Annotated in this window: 10 protein-coding genes; all 10 read right to left on the bottom strand. The window is 33.6% G+C overall.

Annotated elements, in window-relative coordinates; genetic code table 11:
• Position 1 precedes the first annotated feature (1 nt).
• Complete coding sequence (locus BSF41_RS20115; RefSeq protein WP_095931294.1) at positions 2-466, bottom strand: hypothetical protein; 465 nt, start codon at positions 464-466, stop codon at positions 2-4.
• A 4-nt stretch (positions 467-470) separates the two neighbouring features.
• On the bottom strand, positions 471-1,475 hold the full coding sequence (locus tag BSF41_RS20110; protein WP_095931293.1) for a hypothetical protein: 1,005 nt from the start codon (positions 1,473-1,475) through the stop codon (positions 471-473).
• Positions 1,476-1,495: 20 nt separating this feature from the next.
• On the bottom strand, positions 1,496-1,837 hold the full coding sequence (locus BSF41_RS20105; RefSeq protein WP_095931292.1) for an SET domain-containing protein: 342 nt from the start codon (positions 1,835-1,837) through the stop codon (positions 1,496-1,498).
• A 10-nt stretch (positions 1,838-1,847) separates the two neighbouring features.
• Complete coding sequence (locus BSF41_RS20100) at positions 1,848-2,993, bottom strand: DUF5977 domain-containing protein (RefSeq protein WP_095931291.1); 1,146 nt, start codon at positions 2,991-2,993, stop codon at positions 1,848-1,850.
• A 3-nt stretch (positions 2,994-2,996) separates the two neighbouring features.
• The gene (locus BSF41_RS20095) at positions 2,997-3,869 is read right to left on the bottom strand and encodes a DUF5977 domain-containing protein (RefSeq protein WP_095931290.1); all 873 of its coding nucleotides are present in this window, start codon (positions 3,867-3,869) and stop codon (positions 2,997-2,999) included.
• Positions 3,870-3,905: 36 nt separating this feature from the next.
• A complete protein-coding gene (locus BSF41_RS20090; protein WP_095931289.1) occupies positions 3,906-4,274 on the bottom strand; it encodes a tail fiber assembly protein in 369 nt (122 codons plus the stop codon).
• 24 nt (positions 4,275-4,298) lie between these two features.
• Complete coding sequence (locus BSF41_RS20085) at positions 4,299-5,462, bottom strand: hypothetical protein (protein ID WP_095931288.1); 1,164 nt, start codon at positions 5,460-5,462, stop codon at positions 4,299-4,301.
• Between the two features lie 90 nt (positions 5,463-5,552).
• Entirely contained in the window at positions 5,553-11,384 is a 5,832-nt protein-coding gene (locus BSF41_RS20080; RefSeq protein WP_095931287.1) for a VWA domain-containing protein, read from the bottom strand.
• 15 nt (positions 11,385-11,399) lie between these two features.
• Complete coding sequence (locus tag BSF41_RS20075) at positions 11,400-18,809, bottom strand: hypothetical protein (protein ID WP_095931286.1); 7,410 nt, start codon at positions 18,807-18,809, stop codon at positions 11,400-11,402.
• Between the two features lie 435 nt (positions 18,810-19,244).
• Positions 19,245-20,654, bottom strand: a complete 1,410-nt coding sequence (locus tag BSF41_RS20070; protein ID WP_095931285.1) for a hypothetical protein — start codon at positions 20,652-20,654, stop codon at positions 19,245-19,247.
• Positions 20,655-20,824: the final 170 nt, after the last annotated feature.

Here is a 20,824-nt window from a genome sequence, read left to right as displayed (position 1 = left end):
ATTATACGCCTAATAATAAGACACCATTTGTTGCTCCTCTTTTTGTAAAAGTAAAAATCTGCTTTTCGCTTGTTACTGATGGAACTCCAAACAACCAAGTATGTGGGGCAGTAATTGCCCACGTTAAGCTTACTCCTGGTAATGTAATCCCGTTAAAAATGAAACTTTGGGGCAATGAAGCAGGTACTGTAATGGTACAGTTAGTGGTAAAGAGTACAGTTTTACCGTGCCAATTAGAAGGAATGACTTGGCTTGAGTTTACTTCTAATTGGTTTGAAATATCTTGCTTGTTTGATAGGTCGATATTTCCACTTCCAAGAATTGATTCTCCATTGATTGTTTTAAAATCTAAAGCAGAGGTTAGATCACTAAACTCCAATTCGCCATTGGAGTTTGTAATTAAAATTTTATCATGCTCATTTGTTTCTAAATCAGCGACTTTTATTCTATTGTGGTTTGTGTTCATTTTTTTAAGTTGCTAATTTTACATATTTAATTCCTGTAACTTCTTGATTATTTACACGAAATCGAATCAATAGTTCTTCATTAATACTTGAGGTATATGATTTAATTAATACGTTATTTACATAAAATTTCCAAATACCTGCCTTTCTTTCAATTGTAGCAATTTTGCCATGTGGAGGACCATAAGCAATTGTAGCTGAAGCATCTCCAGAGTCTTCCCCAAAACTATTATATAATCTAGCATTCCCTCCTAAAGCAGAGAACCATCTAAACATAAACCAAACTTTTTTAGTGTTATCGGCTGTTGATATTAATTGAATTGTTCCGCCCGCACTAATAGCATCAAATAGATATCCAGCATTAAAAGGAGATTCTTTGCTAACAGCTATTATTCGAAAATTTTCATTTGCAGGTATAATTTTCCAATCAGCACCTTGAGTAATTCCATTGGTCGAGACTTTAATGCTTCCTTCTTCAGAAATATTAGGAGTTGATAATAGGTTTGACCATGATGAAGCGATAGGGGAGCTTACTTGTCCTAAGTTGATTAATAACTTGTCAGTATATGTCTTTGATATTTGATTATTGTTAATGGTTACATCAAAAATACCTTCATTTAGACCAGTAGTTAAATTTACATGAATTTCATTATCACTTTTGAATTTAACATAATTTATAATCTGCCCTTCGATTGCAACAGTAGTTGTTGGTGTAAAGAACGAGCCTCTTATTATTACGTTATTTGTTTCATTTGGTAAAAAATAATTTGGAATTAACTCTTCTAAATGGGGAGCATATGCACTATTATATATTAAGTCTTTTAAAACTTTCCCCTGTCTAGCATCCAAAGCTTTTCCTTCTTCTACATAATCTAGTCCATTGTAGCTGTCTGCTCTAATATTATTAATATCACTAAACTCCAGTTCGCCACTGGAGTTTGTTGTTAAAATTTTATCAGGCTGATTTGTTTCTAAATCAGCGACTTTTATTCTATTATGGTTTGTGTTCATTTTGTGGTATTTTTTAAATTTTAAAAATCCGTATATGGTGTATATCCGGTAAAACTTGTTATCTCTCTATAATCAACAGTTATCTCTTCATTACTTTTGATCATTTTACAAGCTTTTAATATTAGCTTATCAGAATACTGTATTACAATTGTATTTGGATCAAAAGAATGATTGCAAAATCTACCTAAATCATCCGTTTCCCACCACTTTTTTAGCATTTGAGGTTGAAATAAGCATCGTGATTTGTTGCTTATTGGCTTGTCAGTAACCCATATTCCAATAAATTCATTGATAGATATATTTTTTACAGAATGTATTTTATTGTTAGTAGGCTCTTCTGTATTTATTCGAAAGGGGTGCATAATACCTATATTAATTATCTATAGGTTTTATGTTATGAGTCAAGATTCCATTTGCAAAATAAGTGTGAGAAGGAGCCAAACTTAGAGGATAAATATTTCTCTTTTCTAAATTAACAACAACCGAAGTCACAGGAATGATTTTTTTGTTGATGTTATACAAATTGTCTCCTACGACAATATCTTCGAGTGGAATAAATTTCCAAATTCCGTTGCGCTGAATTAATTGAGAGTGACTTGGAGTAGCTTCCAATAATCCTTCATTAACAATGATTGTTTTATGAGCAGTCAAAGGAAGGATACCCGTAACAGGAGATTTAATTCGGTTTTCTAGTAAATAGTTGCAAGACCATTTATATAAATTGTTTACATTATTTGTATCATTCAGTGAAGCAATTTCTGAAGAAAGTAACATTTGGTTTAATGTAATCTGCTCAATAGGCAATTGCGTTCCATCTGACAATGAAATTAAAGTTCCTTCAACAAAACAGTTAGGTCTGTCAGCTGTTGTTACTGCAGTTGGTTCGCTATCATTAGACCAATTTCCTAATGTATTTTGGGCTTGTATTCTATAATGATAAGTGGTTTCATAACTTAACAGGGTGTCTGTGAATGATGTAATATCTCTCGAGTTTATGTTTCTATGGCTTAACCATTGTCCATTCAAGCCGACTTTTCTATAAAGTTGATATCCAGTCACAGTAACTCCTGCATTATCATCAGGAATAGTCCAAAATACTTTAATTTCTAAATCACTTAAAAGGGTACTGTAAATTATGGGAGCATTAGGACGGTTTGAATTATCAATAATTTCACATGTCCCAACATTATTAGCATATATCTGCGCATTGGCATCTAACCAAGCAATTGCTTGGTTGTTTGCGTCTAATTCACTTTGATTTGAAACAAATTGGTTTGCATTGGCAGTTAATGTTACTGTGCTTCCCGAATATCCTGGACCACAATTATTTCTAGTTATAGTTTTAGTCTGTTTGATATTATAAAATCTTGCACCTGGAGGACAATTTGTAATATCTAGAAAAGGAGCAATATAATCTGGATCTGTAACGATATTTGGTTTAGTCTCACCAGTTGATGTTCCATCATCTGTGTAATATCTTTCTAATGTTTCAAAAGATTTGTATCCTGTATTTTCCATATTTTAATAAGTTATTGCAACCTTCGCTGTAGAAGTGTCTTTATCGTAAGTTATATATCCAATGTTTGGTACTTGATCAATATCATTTACCCAAGAAGGTGGTTTAGGAATGTTTTTAGAAAAAGTAAGCTGTTGTATCTGTGAGCCTCCTAGGTTAATGAAATCATATTCTGCATCTACTTTTTGCATTGTTCCTCCAGAGTATGTTGTAATTTCGACATCGATATTGCCTGTTCCGATTTCACCAAACCAAGCTGTAGCCATCCTAACAGGAACTGATTTTAAAGAAGTATAGTCTGAGAGAAGTTTATCAAAATTGATTAGACAAGCTTCAACTCCGTTATCTTTTCTATTGTCTCCAGCATACATAATGTAGGATTGCATAGCTGTGCTGTTTTGTGGTAATTCAGTTCCATTGCCATGACCAAATCCCATATATTTATTATCCCATTCTGTTCCTGTGCTGACAAACCCGGTAAAAGTATCCAAATCACGACCTGCGCCCAATGCCCATTTGTATCTGATTATCATATAATCAAAAGGCAACAAAGCTGTTGACGGTTCTAATACACAAGACGGGTTTTCTCCTCGCCATGCTGTACTTCTAATGGTGCAAATTCCGGTATTATTGGCATAAGCTTGCGCATTTGCATTTAGCCATGATTGAGCTTGCAGATCTGCATCTGCAACACTTATAGTTGAAACAAATTTATTAGCGGAAGCTGTTAAAGTAACTAGATTTCCAGATGTTCCGTAGGAGCAATCATTCTTTTTTACGGCTAAAGTCTTTTCAGTATTATAATAAACCGTTGTTCCTTCTGCTGGACTATATTGATCGATATAAGCGAAAGGTTTGTATGTTATATTTTCTTCCATATTTATTTTAATAAAGAATAGTTTTTGATTTTTCTATTACAGTGGCTTTGTTGGCCAAACAATAGCGGTTAGATCTTCTTGATTAGTTAAATCTCTTAACTCTTGTCTGTAATTTTTCCAAGCCATTTTTTTCTCTTCAGAAAGAGGAGAATCTTCTACTTGTGTCCAATCGCTTTCAACTAATAGTGCATTTCTTCTGATTCTTAAATTTTCTAAAAATTCGTTTTTATTTTGAGTAGCGGGAAAAAAAGCATGTTTGCCTTCAATTACTTTATAATTTTTTGACAATCCTTGTTGCCATTCTTCTTCAGTTAATTCAATATTAGGTTGAGGAATGTTTTCATGAATTTCTTCTACATAAAAACCTGTGTATTCTCCGTTTTCGTTATATGTTGCTTTATACATAATTTTAGTTTTTTTATTTACAGTTTAACATCCAATTGCGAACATATAGCCTTCGTTTGCATCGATAAGGGCGTAATAAGTATTCTTAGTAATATTTCCCACATGGTTGTATCCTCTGCTTCCTGAATTTGTTCTTACAGTCGATACCATAACACTCAAAGCACCATTTGGCCAGCTTAAAGGGAAAGTATAGGTAGTGGCATTACTCATTAAATGAGCCCATTGCAATATTAACCCGTTACTGAATTTTTGATAACCTCCATTTCCAAATGCTAGAATACCAAAACCCGCATGTCCAGCATCGTAATCAGAGCCAGGAGAAGTTGATACAGAACCATCTGCCATTAAAAATTGACTAGAAGTTCCGCCGGTTTTAATAAAGCTCTTACCTTCAACCTCTTCTGTAAAAGTTTTATTCCCTCCAATTGTCTGAGCTGTTGTTAAGTCAACGTATTTAGTATTTAATTCTAAATCTGATAAAGTCACGGTGCTTTTGTACCAATAATCAACTTCGATATTACGATCGCTTATTACGGCTGAGAATGTGATATTACCATTGTTATAATCTACAGCATAATCTTTACCTACACCTTCTCGAAGTAGCTGGCCATTTTTATAGATTCTAATACTATCTTTTACAGGTATTTCTTTTAAAGTGATTTTATCATTGTTAAAAGTTTCTTCGTCAAAGTTCTCTTTGTAAGGAATAGACAAACTTCCAAGTATCGGATTATAATCAGATCCTTCAGTTTCGGTATCAAAATTTTTTGACCAATAATTTATTTCAATATTTCGACCGCTTATTGGAGCAGTAAAAGTAAGTACGCCACTGTCGTAGTTTAAATTATAATCTTCAATTTCCTTTAATAATTGTCCGTTTTTATAGACTTTAGCACTGTCTGCAATAGGAGCAGAATCTAGTTGAATAGATGATCCTGAAAAATTATCTTGAAATTCTTTGTAAGGAACATAACAATTCCCCGCAATAATTCCCGCATTTTGAAATGCAGCTTTTAAAAGTGCGGGAGTAATATAATGCTGATTATCTGTTCCTGTTTCGACCATTTGAAAATTGGCTTTGTCATCGTCTCTATGAACGAAATTGTCAAAAATTTCGACAAAGTCAAAGTGCGACGGAATATCTCCATTGTTGAATTTGTTGTGAAAGTCATTTCTGCTTGTTGCCATTTTATTTAGTTTTATTTCTTTGCTTTTAAATATTTTAATGAGACCCGAAATAAATACCAATGAATCAAATCATTGGTATTTATTAATTTTTTAAAGAGTTAGGATTTTTTCATCGCTGCTTAACATGCCTGATGAGTTTTCTGAGAGTACTTTAAAATGATGATAGATTCTGTCTCCGTCTTCATTTTTAATAATCAATTCATCCGTTTTTAATTTTGTCTGCTGAAGTGGTAAGGCAACATTTTCGAGATTTGTTGAAATTTCATGAATCTTCTCCCAATTCCCTTGACCGTTCATTTTGTATAAATGATATTTACCATTATAAACTGTTTTCTCCCAGTTGAAAACTACAGAAGTAAACATTCCTCCATTTGTTCCCGTGACAGTTCCAGAGGCTTCTAAAACAGGAGATTCAGGTGAAACATTATCAACAATAACTGTTGCTGTAATTTTTGAAGGCTGTGACGGAGTATAATCACTATTTATAATTGGATTTTCTGTTGTTGATTCTGAATCAGCATACTCAATTTGCTTAGAAACCGTGATTCTGTAAAAAAGACCATCTCCGAATGGAACTTCCTCTAAATCTTCAAAATTGTCATAGACCGTCCATACATTTTCAAAATCTGCAGATAAAGTATCTTCATCAATTACAATTTCTTTAGCCAATTTCATCGTTCTTATTGACTGAGCTTCGAGCATTGTATTCGCGCGATAAATATTAATTTTCCTGATTCTGTACTCTGGTTGATATGCATTTAATTCAATCTGAACAGCAGGTTTAATTCCCAACACCTGATTTTCAAGAATTGGCATAATCCTTTTGATTTCAGGAGTTTTTGGTGGAGTAGAAGCTACTAATTTTACAGGTCCTAAAAGGTCACTAAACTCTCCAAAATTCATTTTAATGTCCATTTCACGAACAGCATAGAAATAGATATTTTGCGAGTTTCCATCTAAATTGAAATCAGTAAATTGGACTCTGTTTTCACTTTCGTTAACCATTTTCATCATAGGTGCAATGTCAAAATCGGTGTCAGTTGGCTTTAAAGCATTTCCATTTTTATCTTTAATAGTCTGCTTTTTATTAACCGGTGTATAGTCATTACCTTTGATATGCTCATAAATTACAGGCACTTCGGTTAATGGAACAAAGGCGTTATGAATGGCTTGTTCAATAAAATAAACTGCTAACATTGGCTCTTGAACTCCTTGCGAAATTAGAACCTGATTTAATGATGTAATCGAAGTTATTGTTCTCTCTTTTGTACCTTGTGTTTGATTATGCCAGTTAATAAAATCATTAATTAATTCTATAAACTCATCATTGTCAGGCATTGGAAACTGATAATTTTCTTCAGGATTATTTTTTGGAAAAACGTCATATTCGCCTCTTGTAACAGGTCTATTAAAATCTAAAAAGTCTGCCCATCTCGCATTAAAATCAATTTCATCATTTCCTCCTAGTTTGTTCAATTCTTCACGAATTGTACTTACGGTTGTCGGTTTGTATAAAACATTCAACAAATCTTCATCATTGGCTCTGTAATGCAATAGCCCATAAGGTTTTCGTTCATCATTATACTTAGTTGTAAAAGTAAAAGTTGAACGATTGTAAAAATCTGGACGTGTTGCATACAAACTGCCTCCTATAATCTCTTCTGGTTTCTCCGTTTTTTCAACTTTAACAGCATACATAGGACAAGGAATACTAATTTTTGATTTGTAACCGATAGCTGGCTTTGAATGTGTGCTGATCCCGAAACTAGAGTAGTGCGTACTTTCATTTTCTCTTGGCTGAATATTTTCTTTTGTAATTCCCGAAACAGGATCTGCATACAAATAAACCTTGTAGCTTGGATAGTAGTTTACACATTGAGAAACATACTCGTTAGGGTAACTTGGCGACTCATTTTCTTCACGAGGACCATCTTCGGCACCTAAAATTTCATCATAGTCCTCCGCCATGGTTTGTGTGACGTAATTACCAAGTTTAAAATCAGGATCGTCAATATATAAGACTAGATTTCCAGTTGTACCAATATTTTCGGTTTTATAAACCTTAAACTCTTTTCTCGATTTTACAGGAACAGGATTTCCTTCTTTGAAAGCACTTTTTGTAAATAGTCTGACAATACCATTTGACCATTCCACAGAGTTTTCTTTCTCCGATTTAAATTGAGAATGTTGAGGTAAACTAAAGTTTTTGAAAATAACTTTATATAATCCTAAATGTTTTCTTTCGGTTGGCAACGGAATCAGATCGCCTTCTTCATTTACTTTGTATTCTCCATTTTCGTGCATTTCGTACGAATCTTCAAAAACTCTTTCAATTACAGCTTTGTTCCAAACTCCTCTTGTTTTTTCGACTTGCAGATTCTCTCCGTTTTCATTGGTGTGATCTATAACTTCACGATGAATTACATTTAAATTCTCAGGATATTGAACTGTGAATCCAATTTGAGGCTGATGCCAGTTAGAAGCTGTCTGCATATTTTGCACTAGTGTACACAATCTGCTTTCAGGAAGTTCAATATTTTGAATCTGCTCAGAATCTATCGTTGCATCTCCATCAGCATGTAGTTTGTCAGTTACTTCCTTTTTAAGTACTTCAATTAAAGCATAATCAAAAACATCCTTAGAATTTTCATCTTTTTTAAGTTTAACTTCGATATTTTGAATCAGATAATTTTGATCTCCAATCGTTAGAATTCCTCCGTCAAATCTCGTTTTATTAGAATTATCTAATCCAATTTTAATTTCCTGTCCGCTACTGATAATTTTATACTCTCTTATTTTTACAATTGCAGTAAGGTTATTGGCAGTATCATTGTCAATAATTTCAATTTCACCATATTCAACTTCCGGAAGCCCGTCTTTATAATACATTTTAAAATGATCAGCCAAGATCTCCTCATCATCAGGAAAAATAGACTTCTTATCGGTTTCTGCATCTTTGACAGTTAGATCTTCTGGAACAGGATAGCTTAATAATTCCTGAGCAGAATAATAATCAAACATGATTCTGATTAATGTTTTATCAGCTCCAGTAATTTTGCCTAATAGTTGTTGTTCTGATTGAGAAGTAAATAATAAAGGGTTTTCTTCTGTAACCAAAAGAGCATTCATATTGCTCGGAGGCATTAGATTATTGGCAGGTTTGATGTCAGATTTAATGCTGATTTGACGGCCAGACGCAGCTCTCGAGAAAATATTAATTCCGTATCCTTGATAGATATACGTGTTTTCTCCAGTTTGTTCCTGAATAGCATTTAGGACAGATTTTCCAGGTTCAGGAATGTTAATTGGAACGGTTTCATATTTTGATTCCTTTAGATTCTGATCGATACTTTTGTATTCAACATCATGTGATAATTCTGGACTTTTCCATATCGATTCCGAAGCAATTTTATGGTCGATTCCTAAATAGACTGGGAAAGTAAAAGTACTTCCATCATATTCTAATGAGGATTTGAAAAAGTCGTTTTTTGAATTAGGATTTACTGCCTCATAATCCATTACATCATCCATAAATAAACTCACATACCTTTTTTTTCCGTCAAAACTGTAGCCTTCAGGAGTTGTAATTCTGTTATTTGGATTTTCATCAGAATCAACATTTAATCCTGGAACAATTTTGCTTAACTGCACAGGAAGAGGCATACGTTCTGTATGGACAGAAGTTGGAATACTCATTGAAAGATGTTGTATTTCTTTTCCTTCTATGCCATCTTCTAAACTTCCAAAAGTGGTGTATTCTGTTAAGTAAATGTACTCGCCATTATAAACTTCTTCATCAAGATCTAAACACCCCAAACCTAACATACGTGCAACGTGATAATCGTTTGCTGCAATATTCAAAAGATCTAGATACGATATTTCGGTTAAATTCTCAGCATATTCCTGAACTTCTCCATCTTTTGGGTCATTGATAGGGATACGATCACCAAAAGGGATATTTTTTTCTGCTCTAGAATTACCTGATTTACTTAAATCAATATATTCCAGTACAATATCTTTGATGTTTTCATCAGTAATATCATTTGCAACAGTAGGTCTGTTCCATTTTGCTTTATAGTTTTTAATGTTTACATATTCACCATCATTAAATTTCAACCATTTTCCATGAACAGCGTTTAATTTTGGTTCAAGCTGTTCAAAAACTTTAAAATCATCTGTGTCAAGACCATATTTTCCTTTTAAAATCCAGTCTCCGTTAACATTGGCATTAGTAATGAAATCTGAATAAAACTCAAATTGAATAGCATTTAAAAGGCAATAATTAGCTTTAAATCGAATACTTCTTCCATTTTCAGCAACTACACGAATCTTATTGTTTAATTGCTCTGAAGTATAGGTTTTACGGCTGCTAACATTTTTAGAAGCAGTGATTTTGTTTTCGGCAACAGATAAAGTTTCTAGTTTTACACTTTTTGAAGCATTTGGAGATGAAAAATCTAATTCGGCCGCAAAAAATAAATCTGTTTTGGTTTCAATCTCAATCAAACTATTTCCATAAGCTTGCATAAAAGCAATAGGATTAGTTAATGGATCGATGCCCAGTTTAATTAATTTATATTTTTTATCATCTTTAAAATTAATATAAACAGATCTTTGTGGATTTGCTGTTTTATAAATCCAAAGTGCTTTTCTATTATCAACAACATTTGGATTTTGGGTTAAATCTAAAGTTTGACTAATTTTTGTATAAGGTGCTCTGTAGACTTTTACAAAGTCATCAGGTTTATTAAAGCTTGAATTAGAGTTTTGTCCATCATACAATTTGCCTTTTGGAAGGTGATTATCACCTAACTTGCCATTCAACATCCATCGAAGATGAATTCCTTTTGTACTGTCAATTCCTCTTGAACCTGCTGCGGCGATTTGTAAATAGGCTGACTGCAGATTTGTTTTTTCTGAGGAAATATCAATGATTGCTGATTCTCTACCGACATTAAAATCAATCTTAATTCCTAAAGGATTAAAAACACTGTTTACATCTACTAGAGCTGAAAAATGGCCAAGCGCTAGGGCTTTCCCTTCAATTCGAATTGGAACTTCGACTTCAGATTTTCCTGGAATAGTTACCGAATTGCTAAGCTTAAAGATAAGCCCGTTTAGATTTTTTTCTCTATGAATTTTTGTTCCACCACTTAAAGTCAGCGGAACTCGGCTTTTGTTTTTTAGAACCAAAGTTCCACATGGTTTACTAATTCTAACGCCTTTCTTTAATGAAGGATAAACCAAATTGTCATCAATAATGCTTACGCTAGGAAAACAGCCAATTTGTAAATCAGATAAGTTTGTAGCAAGCCTATTTAATTCATATCCTAAAGTACTGAAATCTGAAACTCTGATATAATCTGAATTTAAAGCAGATGTTTGATCATTTTTTAAAATTGGTGTTCTTCCTAAAAAGTTTGTCAGTGGTGTAGTTAGTTCTTCAATAGTATCAAACGAGCTTGTTACTCCGTACACAAAAACTTTCGAGTTAAGATTGAGCTCAGTAAACAGATTTTTTAAAAACTCAGAATTATTGACTTGCAGACCATCTGTAACTACAAAAACGATATCTGGTGTGACAGATAAATTTTTGGCAACATTTAAACCAGAAGCCCAATAATCTGATTGTATGCTTTCATTTCCAAGACCATATAAATCAATCCAATTAATAAAATCCTGACGATTACTCGCGATTTTTTTCTGGATAACGTTATCGAGTCTAACAGCGGTATCGCTGTTAGACATTCCGATTAACGAAAGTGTAATATTACTTTGTGCCTGAGAATTGATAAATGAAGTTAGCCCGTCACGGATTTGCTGTGCTTCGCTTCCATTGATCGAACCAGATTCGTCGACTACAATTGCTACATAAGTTGCACAGCCCGAGAGCTGGTTTTCCTGAAGATTTATAGAACTCATTTTTTTCTTATTTTTTTAAAGATTTGTATTGTATAATGGCAGTATCTGCGTATCAAGAGTATTGGTTAAAGGACTTCTTCTTTCGTTATTCCACATTTTGTATTTAAACTTGATTTTCAAGTTTTCTATTCCAGAAATGGTTTTGCTGTTATGCATAATCAAAGCTTGCGAGTAGTCTTTTGAATGCAACACACTGTATCCAGATATTGGATTTTCTAGTTCATCTAAAACAGAAATAGTATCCTGAATTTCTTCTAAAGGCATTTTCGGAATATTAAATGGCTCTGGATTTCGAACTAAAAGTGCTATCGTTGCTCCAGTATTTGTATCAATAATTCTATTCATCTCAGTACCTTGTGCAGGATCAAGAGGAGAAAGTTTTAGAATTCCTTCAGTTGCACGATCAAATAAATGCTGATATTTTGTTGCCATTGAATCGCTCAATGCATTTGTGGCAGTATCAGTTTTAGGAGCGATTAAGTAGTGAAGAGCATCAATACGTTCCTGATCCAGATTAACATTCACATCATATAAAGCTTCTTTAGTTTTTTCTTTATCAACAAAATAACTCTGAACCTGTTCTTTAAAATTTTCATAACGCGAAGTCTGGAATCCAAATTGATGAACCAGGATGTTTTTGCTTTCGCTTGAAATTCCTATTTGCGCACCATCAAAAAAGTTATTGACCAAAACAGTATACAGTTTAGAAGGTTTTAAATTGGTTAAAGTTGTTTTGTATTTTAATGATTTTGGTTTTAAAGGATCTCCTAACTCAAGGGTACATCGCGTCTTAGAAGGATCTTTAATAAAATTGTTTAATAGTCTAACACCCAATGGAATTCTAGGATCATTATCATCAGTCCATTCTTCGTTATTATCTTTTTCTATCGATTGTGGATAAGCGATTTTTTCTTGTCCTTCTTCTAATGCTTTTATTGGATATTCAATAAGCAGATCAGTCATCGGATCTTTGATGAAAAGATTAAGTTTTCCTGCAATCTCAGGTCTTTCAGTTTCGTATTCTGCCCAATTTTTAAACATGTGAGAAGTGTACGTACTTGTAAAGAACAAAGAAATGTCACACTGTTCGTTGCCGTAGAATGAAGGTTTAGACTGTAATAAACTTCCATCTGCATTTGGATAAGAACGATTATAATCCAGATAGCTTCTTAATGATGTCAGCGGAGATTTAGACAATGCTGTCAATTCATTTTTCGCCGGCGGATTTTGAGGATCAATTGCTTCAGGATCCTTAACCGGGAAGTGCCCAATTGGCCCAAGAGTTTTAAATCCATAATAATATTTAAATTCTGTTGGATTCTTTTTATTATCATCAACTGTATCTGTTAAGGTAAAATCTAAACAATAGGTTGTATTTGGTCTCCAGATTGGCTGTACTGTTGTTTCGACAGCATTTTTCATCGCTTGTAATTGCTCAGCTACGGCAGGAATATCCAAAATAGTCTTATTATGATAATAATCTTCTTTGCTAAACCAATCTACACTTTGAATGTAAGTAGTGTAATCAAGTTCCGGATCTTCAGCATTTTCTAAACTTGAACAAATAACAGCGTCAGTTGTAATTATGTTTGAGTTTTTAAGGCTTCTGCTAAAATCTAATCCAGTGATAGAATTCAGTGAAACGAAATTTGTACCACCATCACCTAATCTGGATGTCGATATACTAAGCGTATCTTGTTGAGCAGGATGTAAAGAACAGTTGTCAAATTGATCATTGAATAATGAGAAATAAATTCCTTTTTCTTTAGGTTTAGAAGAAAGCATTAAAATTTCATTAGTCGAAGGTTCATTTTGAAGATGAATAACTTTGGCGTCTTGAGTATTATTTTCTCTCTTAATTAATCTTGTAAGTTCTAAAGATTCATTAACTACAAATAAATAATGTTCATTATAAGCTATAATCGAATTGTCAGTTAAAGCATTATTGGACAAATAAACCGCTGAATTAAAAATAGTATCGTTTTTCAATAAATTGACACTGTTACTATTAATTTGAACTAAACCAAACTTGTTATTTGAAAGTTTAACAGAAAGCCAGGTTTTGTTGCCCGCAGTAATCGCATCAATAATGTCAATGACTTCAGGATTTGAAATTGATCGTATGATAATTAAAGTAACTTTTCTAGAAATATTATCCATTCTAAAACGAATAATTTGTTTATTATTGGTCACTAAACTAAAATCGGTATCATTATGATGAAGTGCTTTAACGACAGTTTCGTTGATTCTACAACGGTGAATAATACTGTAATCACTTCCTTTAATCCAACTAATTTGAGTTTCATTTGATACCGTATTTATCCATATAAAATCATTGTTTGGTAAAGACAGTACTTTATTAAAACCTAAAGAGTATGTGTTAGGATATTGCGTTCCCGAAATTGTATTTAATTCATTATCAAATTGAATTATTGCAGTTGCAGCATTACGAGATTGACATCCCACAATAAAGTCAAGATGGATTGTTGCTTCTCCAATTCCTTTGCATTGTTCTGCATTTAAAGCTTGAGTTACAATTAGATTACCATTTATAATCTGCAGAGAAGTTACAACTCCATTAATTAAACGTTCTCTAATAATAGCACCATCAGAATTGACATGTAATAGAATAGTAGTTTTAGCATCCTCTTTTGGATGGAATGTAATCACATACGAATCATTGAATTTAATTACCTGATCAAAATCGTATAAATCTCTTCCATTATAACCATAATAATGAGTAAAAGTCAGGGTATTTGGATTGCTTTCAGCATTAGGATTTTCATTACCAGCATCCAATTTCAGATTTGACAATTCAGTCATTAACGAATTGTATTTGGTAATTTTTACAGGATCTGTTAGTGTAATTTCAGTTTCTCCTGTTCGCTCATCATAAGTATCATTAAATAATGCAGCAATCTCATTTCTAATTTCTCTAATACGTTTTGCTTTTGCAGAAACTGGACTAATTACAATTTTATCTATCTTTTTCTTTTGGCCATCAACTTCTTCAGTGTATAAGGTTATTGCATTCGAAAATTCAGCTTTCAAGTAAGTTTGTTCTGCCGAAAAGACGCCTGTCTTAGTTTTACTAAAGCCAACAGGTATGTAGGATACTAATTTATCACCATCGTTAAACGTAGCAGTATAAGCTGTGATTTTTACTTCTTTTGCCTGAGTTGTAAGCCTTAATTCTGGATCAATTCCAGATTCAGGGAAAATAATTTCTAATTCGTTTTCATTTCTAAAAGACAATGATCGATTATAGCCAAAAGGATTTTCATCAGTTGTAATACTCATAAAATCTCCACCTTCAAGCGTGTATTTATCTTCAATAACAGGAAGTTCGCCAATAAGTTTGAAAAACAAACCATTGATTTTGTCAGCTTCGTACTGCATTGGCACATAGTAACGCTTTCCAATTTGTTTGTTAAGGAAATCCATATGCTGTTTTTCGATTTCGGTTGCAGCACAAAACAATTTTGTAGACGTAATTCCTAACTGTTCAGGAACATGCCAACCAGGTTCTGCCGCACTTAAAAACGAGAACGGATTTGTTGCTAATACTCGAATAGAATCATATTGGTCAATAGCTTTTTGCCAATGTGCCCAAGGTAAATTTTTAACTTGATTACGAGGACCTTCCTTATTTTCTACAACCGCTTCAAAAGGATTATAATCTACCCAAGCAGAGCCATTCCAAGATTTTAAATTGATCGATTTGATTCCGTATTCATGTTTAACTTGACGTATTGGCCTTCCGGCTTTAGATGTCGCTTCAGGAGGCATCAAATCAGTATAGTTTTTGGCTTCACCTGTATATCCGCCAACTTTTTTGGCTAATTCAGTACTTGGTACTAATCCTTTTGCCGTTTTAATATCGATATAAGTATCTAAAGGAATTACTGACGTAATAAACTCAGGTCTTGGCGTTCCATCTGGATAAAGTTTTTTGCTTTCATAATTTTTTTCACCAACAGATTTGAAATAATCCAAAGAAAAAGCTTGATTAGTCAACATATGGACTCCTTTGACATTTTCTAAAGTTCTATCATCTTCGCCATCTGCGACTGTTCCTTTTGGAAGTGGGCTGTATGGCGTACGATCAATAATTCGGTTGAGATCCCATTGCAGTTCAACGGTAAAGTTTTTACGTACTTTAATCATGGCAATTCTTACTCGAACGCTCAATTCTAATTTGGCATAAATCAAGAAAGGCTTAAATGATTCGACAGAGAATATGGTATCTAAAGCAATTTCAACATTAATAATCCAAAGTTTAATCTGAATTCCTCCGCCAGCGCTAATGTAACCACCCATTTGAGGACGTTTGAATGAGATTTTTCCACCCATTTCCAGATAAGCCCATAATTTGACTTTGGCAGGGCCAAAACTCTGCTGTAATTTGAAATCTAATCTTGCTCCGGCTTCGATACCTTGAGCAGAAATCATGATAAAAGCTTTTGCTTTAAATAAGGTTAAAACTTCAGCTTCGATTGGTCTCTCTTTTGTTCCGAAATTAACATACCAAGGCTTTTGATTTTTAAAGAAAAAACCAGCTTCTAATAATGCAGTGAGTCTAAATATCTGACCACCATCTTTAGGAATGCTGAAATCTGCTCCAGCTGCTAATTCTAAGGAATCATCTCCAAAGGCAACCATAGCAAAGAATGGTGGATTGCTAGGATCATCTTCAATTAGACCTAATCTTGAAGAAATAACATTAAGTCCTGCCTCAATATAAAATAGAGTAGGCAGAGACAATAAAAGCATGGCTCTCAACGACAATACATGCCCACCATCTGCAACTGTTCCAAAAGTGGCTCCAGCTCCAATAGAAAATGGAGAATTGTACTGCATAGAGTCTGGAGGGCCGCTGAATTTTTTAATATTGATACCCGGTTTTGGATGTTTGTAATATTCATACCAAGTATCGTCTTTTGTTAATCCTACAGCTTCTTTCGTAGCGACATATCTAAATCCTAATAAACCTCTAAAGGCATTAATAGCCAAGAATCCAAGCGGAATAGGAACGGGCAGTTCGATACTGGCATCAATTAAGAAGGCAGGATATTTAGGCATAAAACGCATGCCGACACTTCCTGAAATTTTTGCTTTTGGCAGTTTTAAGCCAACTTCACCAATAAATTCCTTAGATTTTCCTGGTTCAGGAAGCGAAATCATACCGTGAATAATTGCCATAGCTGAAGACTCCGTAGCAGTTCCTGGAATGATTAAATCGACTTCGATAGTTTGGATTCTTAAAAAGGAATCTTTTTTAAGACCGTTTTCGGAGTTCTGATCAGTAGAGTAATAAAATTTAACCCCTTCACCGCGAGCATCAACTCCAAGCGGATTAATACTGATTGCGCCATCAAATCCCCAGAAATTATATTTACGTCCGTTAATTTGGGTAGAACCAAAGTTGATGTTCGTAACCGCCATTTGAACTGGACCTAAATTGACAGAAAGACTGATTGGAATAGGAATAGATCCTCCCTCAACTTCGATATTTCCGTCGCTGTACACACGCAGTTTTTCAACTTCAAATCCTTTTCCTTTTAATAAACTTCCCATTAAAGTTTCTTCAGGAAAAGAAACATAACAAGACGTTCCTAAATAGTAATCTTCATCTTGTTTGCCAAGTTCGAAACTGTGGAAATCAATATTTACAAGGTCAAAAAGATTTGCCTGTGGTTTATTATCTTTTGGGAATGAAGCAGTAAGGTTAAAATCTCCGTCATCATTTAAGTGGCCTTCAAGGTTAACTTTTAATGGATCTCCATTTTTTTCTGCAAGTTTCGGAATCTCTAAAGCACCTTTAATGTTAGAGTTCGTAACTTTATTTTGTTTGAAAGTAATATCAAATTTATTAAAGCCTACTTTGAATCCTTTTTTCTCAGAACCAATAGTTTTCCAAAGTGTATTGTCGTAAAGTTCTGCCAGAAAGCTTTGATAATCTTTAGCATCAGTAAAAACATAAGTTGTAGAGTCATTAATAGTTGTTAACGATAACGGATAATCAAATGCATAAGGTAATTTTTTAGTGTTCAATTCTTGCAAAAAGACAAGTAAAGAAGAGTAATCAGCAATTTCTTTTTTATTGGTCACACCATTTTGTTCGTTTTTTTCGAACATGGTGATTGGATAATTAAAATTGAATTTGTCATTAAAATAACTAAAAGCACCATCTGTACTTGGAACTGTTTCCAGATAAATATTTCCAGAAAGCCCACCTGTACCAATTAACAAATCTGAAGCCCCAATTTGTAATGTAGGAGCTGTGCTTCCTGGAGTTTTAGGAATCTCATTAAACCATTTTGAAGGAAGGGTTACAGAAACAGCACGAGCATAAACTCCAACAAAATCATTTGGGCGTCCGTCAGCATCAGCTTCTGGAATATTGGTTTTTTTGCTTAAATCGACTTTTAAAGTATCTAGCTCAAGAAGTAGGCCCGTATTGCCGATCATGGCAGTTTTAGGCTCAAGTGATCCTCCCATTTCTAATTGATACCCAATACCTTCTTCAGTATCAGCATACAACTGTGCTTTACCAAATATAAAAATCGATTTTTCATTGCCAGTACCATAATCAGACCCATTAGAAAGGACAGGTTTTAAGATGTTTCTTGGAAACTCAATACCGGCACTTAAAGCTAAAGTTGCTTTTGCTTTTGGAGTAATAATTCTTTTGATGTGAGCTTCGATTCCGTCTGGAGCTACAATGTTGTAGAAATCTTGCAATTTTTGCTTGATTTCGTCTAAAGTAAATCCTTCTCTAGCGATATAAGTTCCAAATAATAATATCGGAATCGATTTTGTAATTACAGTACTATTGTTGATGAGGTCAATAATACCGCCAATAGATTGTTCTACACCTGTGGGAAACTTCAGATCAGTATTTTGAAGCGCATTAATATCTTCTAAAAGCTGTTCGTATTTTGTTTTCCCTTCTTGAGCTTCCACAAAAATATTCATCATGTGAGCTACAACTTGTTCTTCGCTAATGCGGAAAACCTGAAGTCCTACAGCATAAAAATTTTCCATAGAAAAAGAGAAGCTGCTGGAGCTGAATGTTTTTAAGAAAGCCAGAATTTCCCACTGATATTCTAACGTAATGGGAAATGATGATATAGAAGAATCATTGTCTTTTAGATCTGGATTAAGAACCAAACCTAGACCAAAAGGCAGAGGGAGCGCCAGTTTTGTACTTGAAACAATATCAAGACTGTAAAAGGCAGAATCACCACGATATCCTTTTGAATATTGTAAATTTTTGTAATGAATTTTATCAAAAATGGAATTCAGACCATCTTCGACAAACGATAAGAATTCTGGTAAATCGTCTACAGTAATTACCTCGGATAATCTCGGATAATATCTTGCTGTAGGAATTGGAACCGCAGGAATTGGATTAGTTGGCATATTCTAATTTTGTTTTTGACTTTAATTTTGTTCGTATTCAGAATGATTAAATTGTAGTTAGATCAAACCAATCTTGGGGTGTAAATGCATGATTTTTTATATGGATTTTTCTAAGCAGTTTGAACAATTTATTCGCCTAGTATTTTTTCAAAAGACTGTGTTTTTTAAGAGGTTTTTATTCTCTTTTTTTCTTCTGACAGTGTAAAGATGAGCCTAAAAAAGGAGCTTAAAAAAGAGCTGCTTAGTGGTTTAACATGGATGTTCTGTGGCTTTACAAGGTTGTAAAGAGAGTGGATGAGGTTGAAATTGTTTTTTGAAGAATAGGAAATAAAAAGAACGGGAAACAATTAATAACTTTCTGTATGAAGTTTGGAAGAGAATGATTTTAAATCAAAAAGGAATCTAATTCATAGTTCCTTTTTGATTTGAATTCTTTTATCTGATTGTTTCTATGAAAAGTGCGTAATTCGTGGCACGAACTAAAGTTTTAGCATTTAACCCATTATTGTTATTCTCATCAGTAAAAGCTAGTGTATTACGAAAAACAATACTAAAAGATGCTTCAGAAGCTCCAAAAGTTCTAGAATTAATTGAATCTCTTAAATAATAAGATTTATCTTCAGTTGTAATTTTCCCATCATTAATGGTTTGGACATTAAAATCAATCGTTGACCATTGTGCAAGTAGCGGATTAGCATTTTGAATGTTGAATAATAGTAGATTTTGATAGTTTTTATAACCATAATTATTCAATCCAGAATATTCCATAATCTTGACCTCATTTGCAGGATTTGATCCGCTGAAATGTGTTGTAAATAAGCCGTTATTGATTTTTAAAAAGACTTCAGTTTTAGCTATTGTTGGCTTGAGACCTGTTGAATTGTATGTTGATGTCACGGTTACTGTACTAGCATTAAGTCTTTGTACAGAAGCATTTGAAAACTTGCCAGCACTAATATTAGTTGAGACATATTGTGAAGTAGAAGATACGGCAAGATCTAAGTTTGTTTGCATACTTGTTGTTGCCTTATAAGCAATCGGAATTAAGTTATCCGACGTTGTAATTAATCTTGATCGAATACTATTATGAGTTTCCCATAACACACCATTTTCATCACGTTCAATAGCCCCGTTTGCTGGGGTAGTTGTTAAAGTACCGTTAGGAATTATTAAAGAAGGTCGTATAGTGTTTCCAGGTGCTGTAACTACATTATCATTTGTTAAAGCAACAATTCCATCTTTATCTTGTAATTGCCATGATCTTGCTCCGGTTAAAAACTGAGTTTGAAGACTTCCTTTTTTGTCTGTATATGGGTCTTCAACAAAATTTATGCTGTTGTATTTTACTTCAAGTTTTCTAGCACCATTAGATTGCGCAATGATTGCATCTGGAGTTAATTTTGTTGAGAAATAAGTTTCTGCATTTTGTGCAAGTACTTGAAAAGGTTCTATGTAACTGACATATTTACCATCCTTAACTATAACACGCCCAAATTTAACAGTCTGGTCTTGACTTAATCTCTGATCTTCAAGAGGATGCTTTGTTTCATCTAGTTGTTTCCCCATTTCTGCTGTTAAAGCTTTATTAGTTCCTCCAGTTGTGAGATCATTGACTAAAGAAACTGGCGATGTACTAACATTCTCAATCATATCCTTTAAGACCTTTCCTTGTCTAGCATCGAGTGTTTTGCCTTCGGTGGTGCAGTCAAGAGCATTATAACTTTCGGCTTGAAAATTGTTTGCATCGCTAAACTCTAATTCACCATTTTGGTTTGTTTTTAAAATTTTGTTTGGTTGATTTTTTTCTAAGTCCGCTACTCTGATTCTGTTGTGATTTGTACTCATTTTTAATTAATTTTTACGGGTTTTTAAATAATTTACAGGCTTTTAATCGGGCTTATAGGGGATTACCGTAATTCATTCAGATATGTTGGTACTTACAAACAGTTGTTGATTTTGGATGATTGCAAGTAATCCTGAATGTTTAAAAATTGTGTTAGTGGCGTCACAATAGG

The organism is Flavobacterium sp. ACN2 (assembly GCF_002303885.1).
GTDB lineage: Bacteria > Bacteroidota > Bacteroidia > Flavobacteriales > Flavobacteriaceae > Flavobacterium.
The sequence above is the reverse complement of the archived record's forward strand: the minus strand, read 5'-3'. Positions and strand labels throughout refer to the sequence as shown.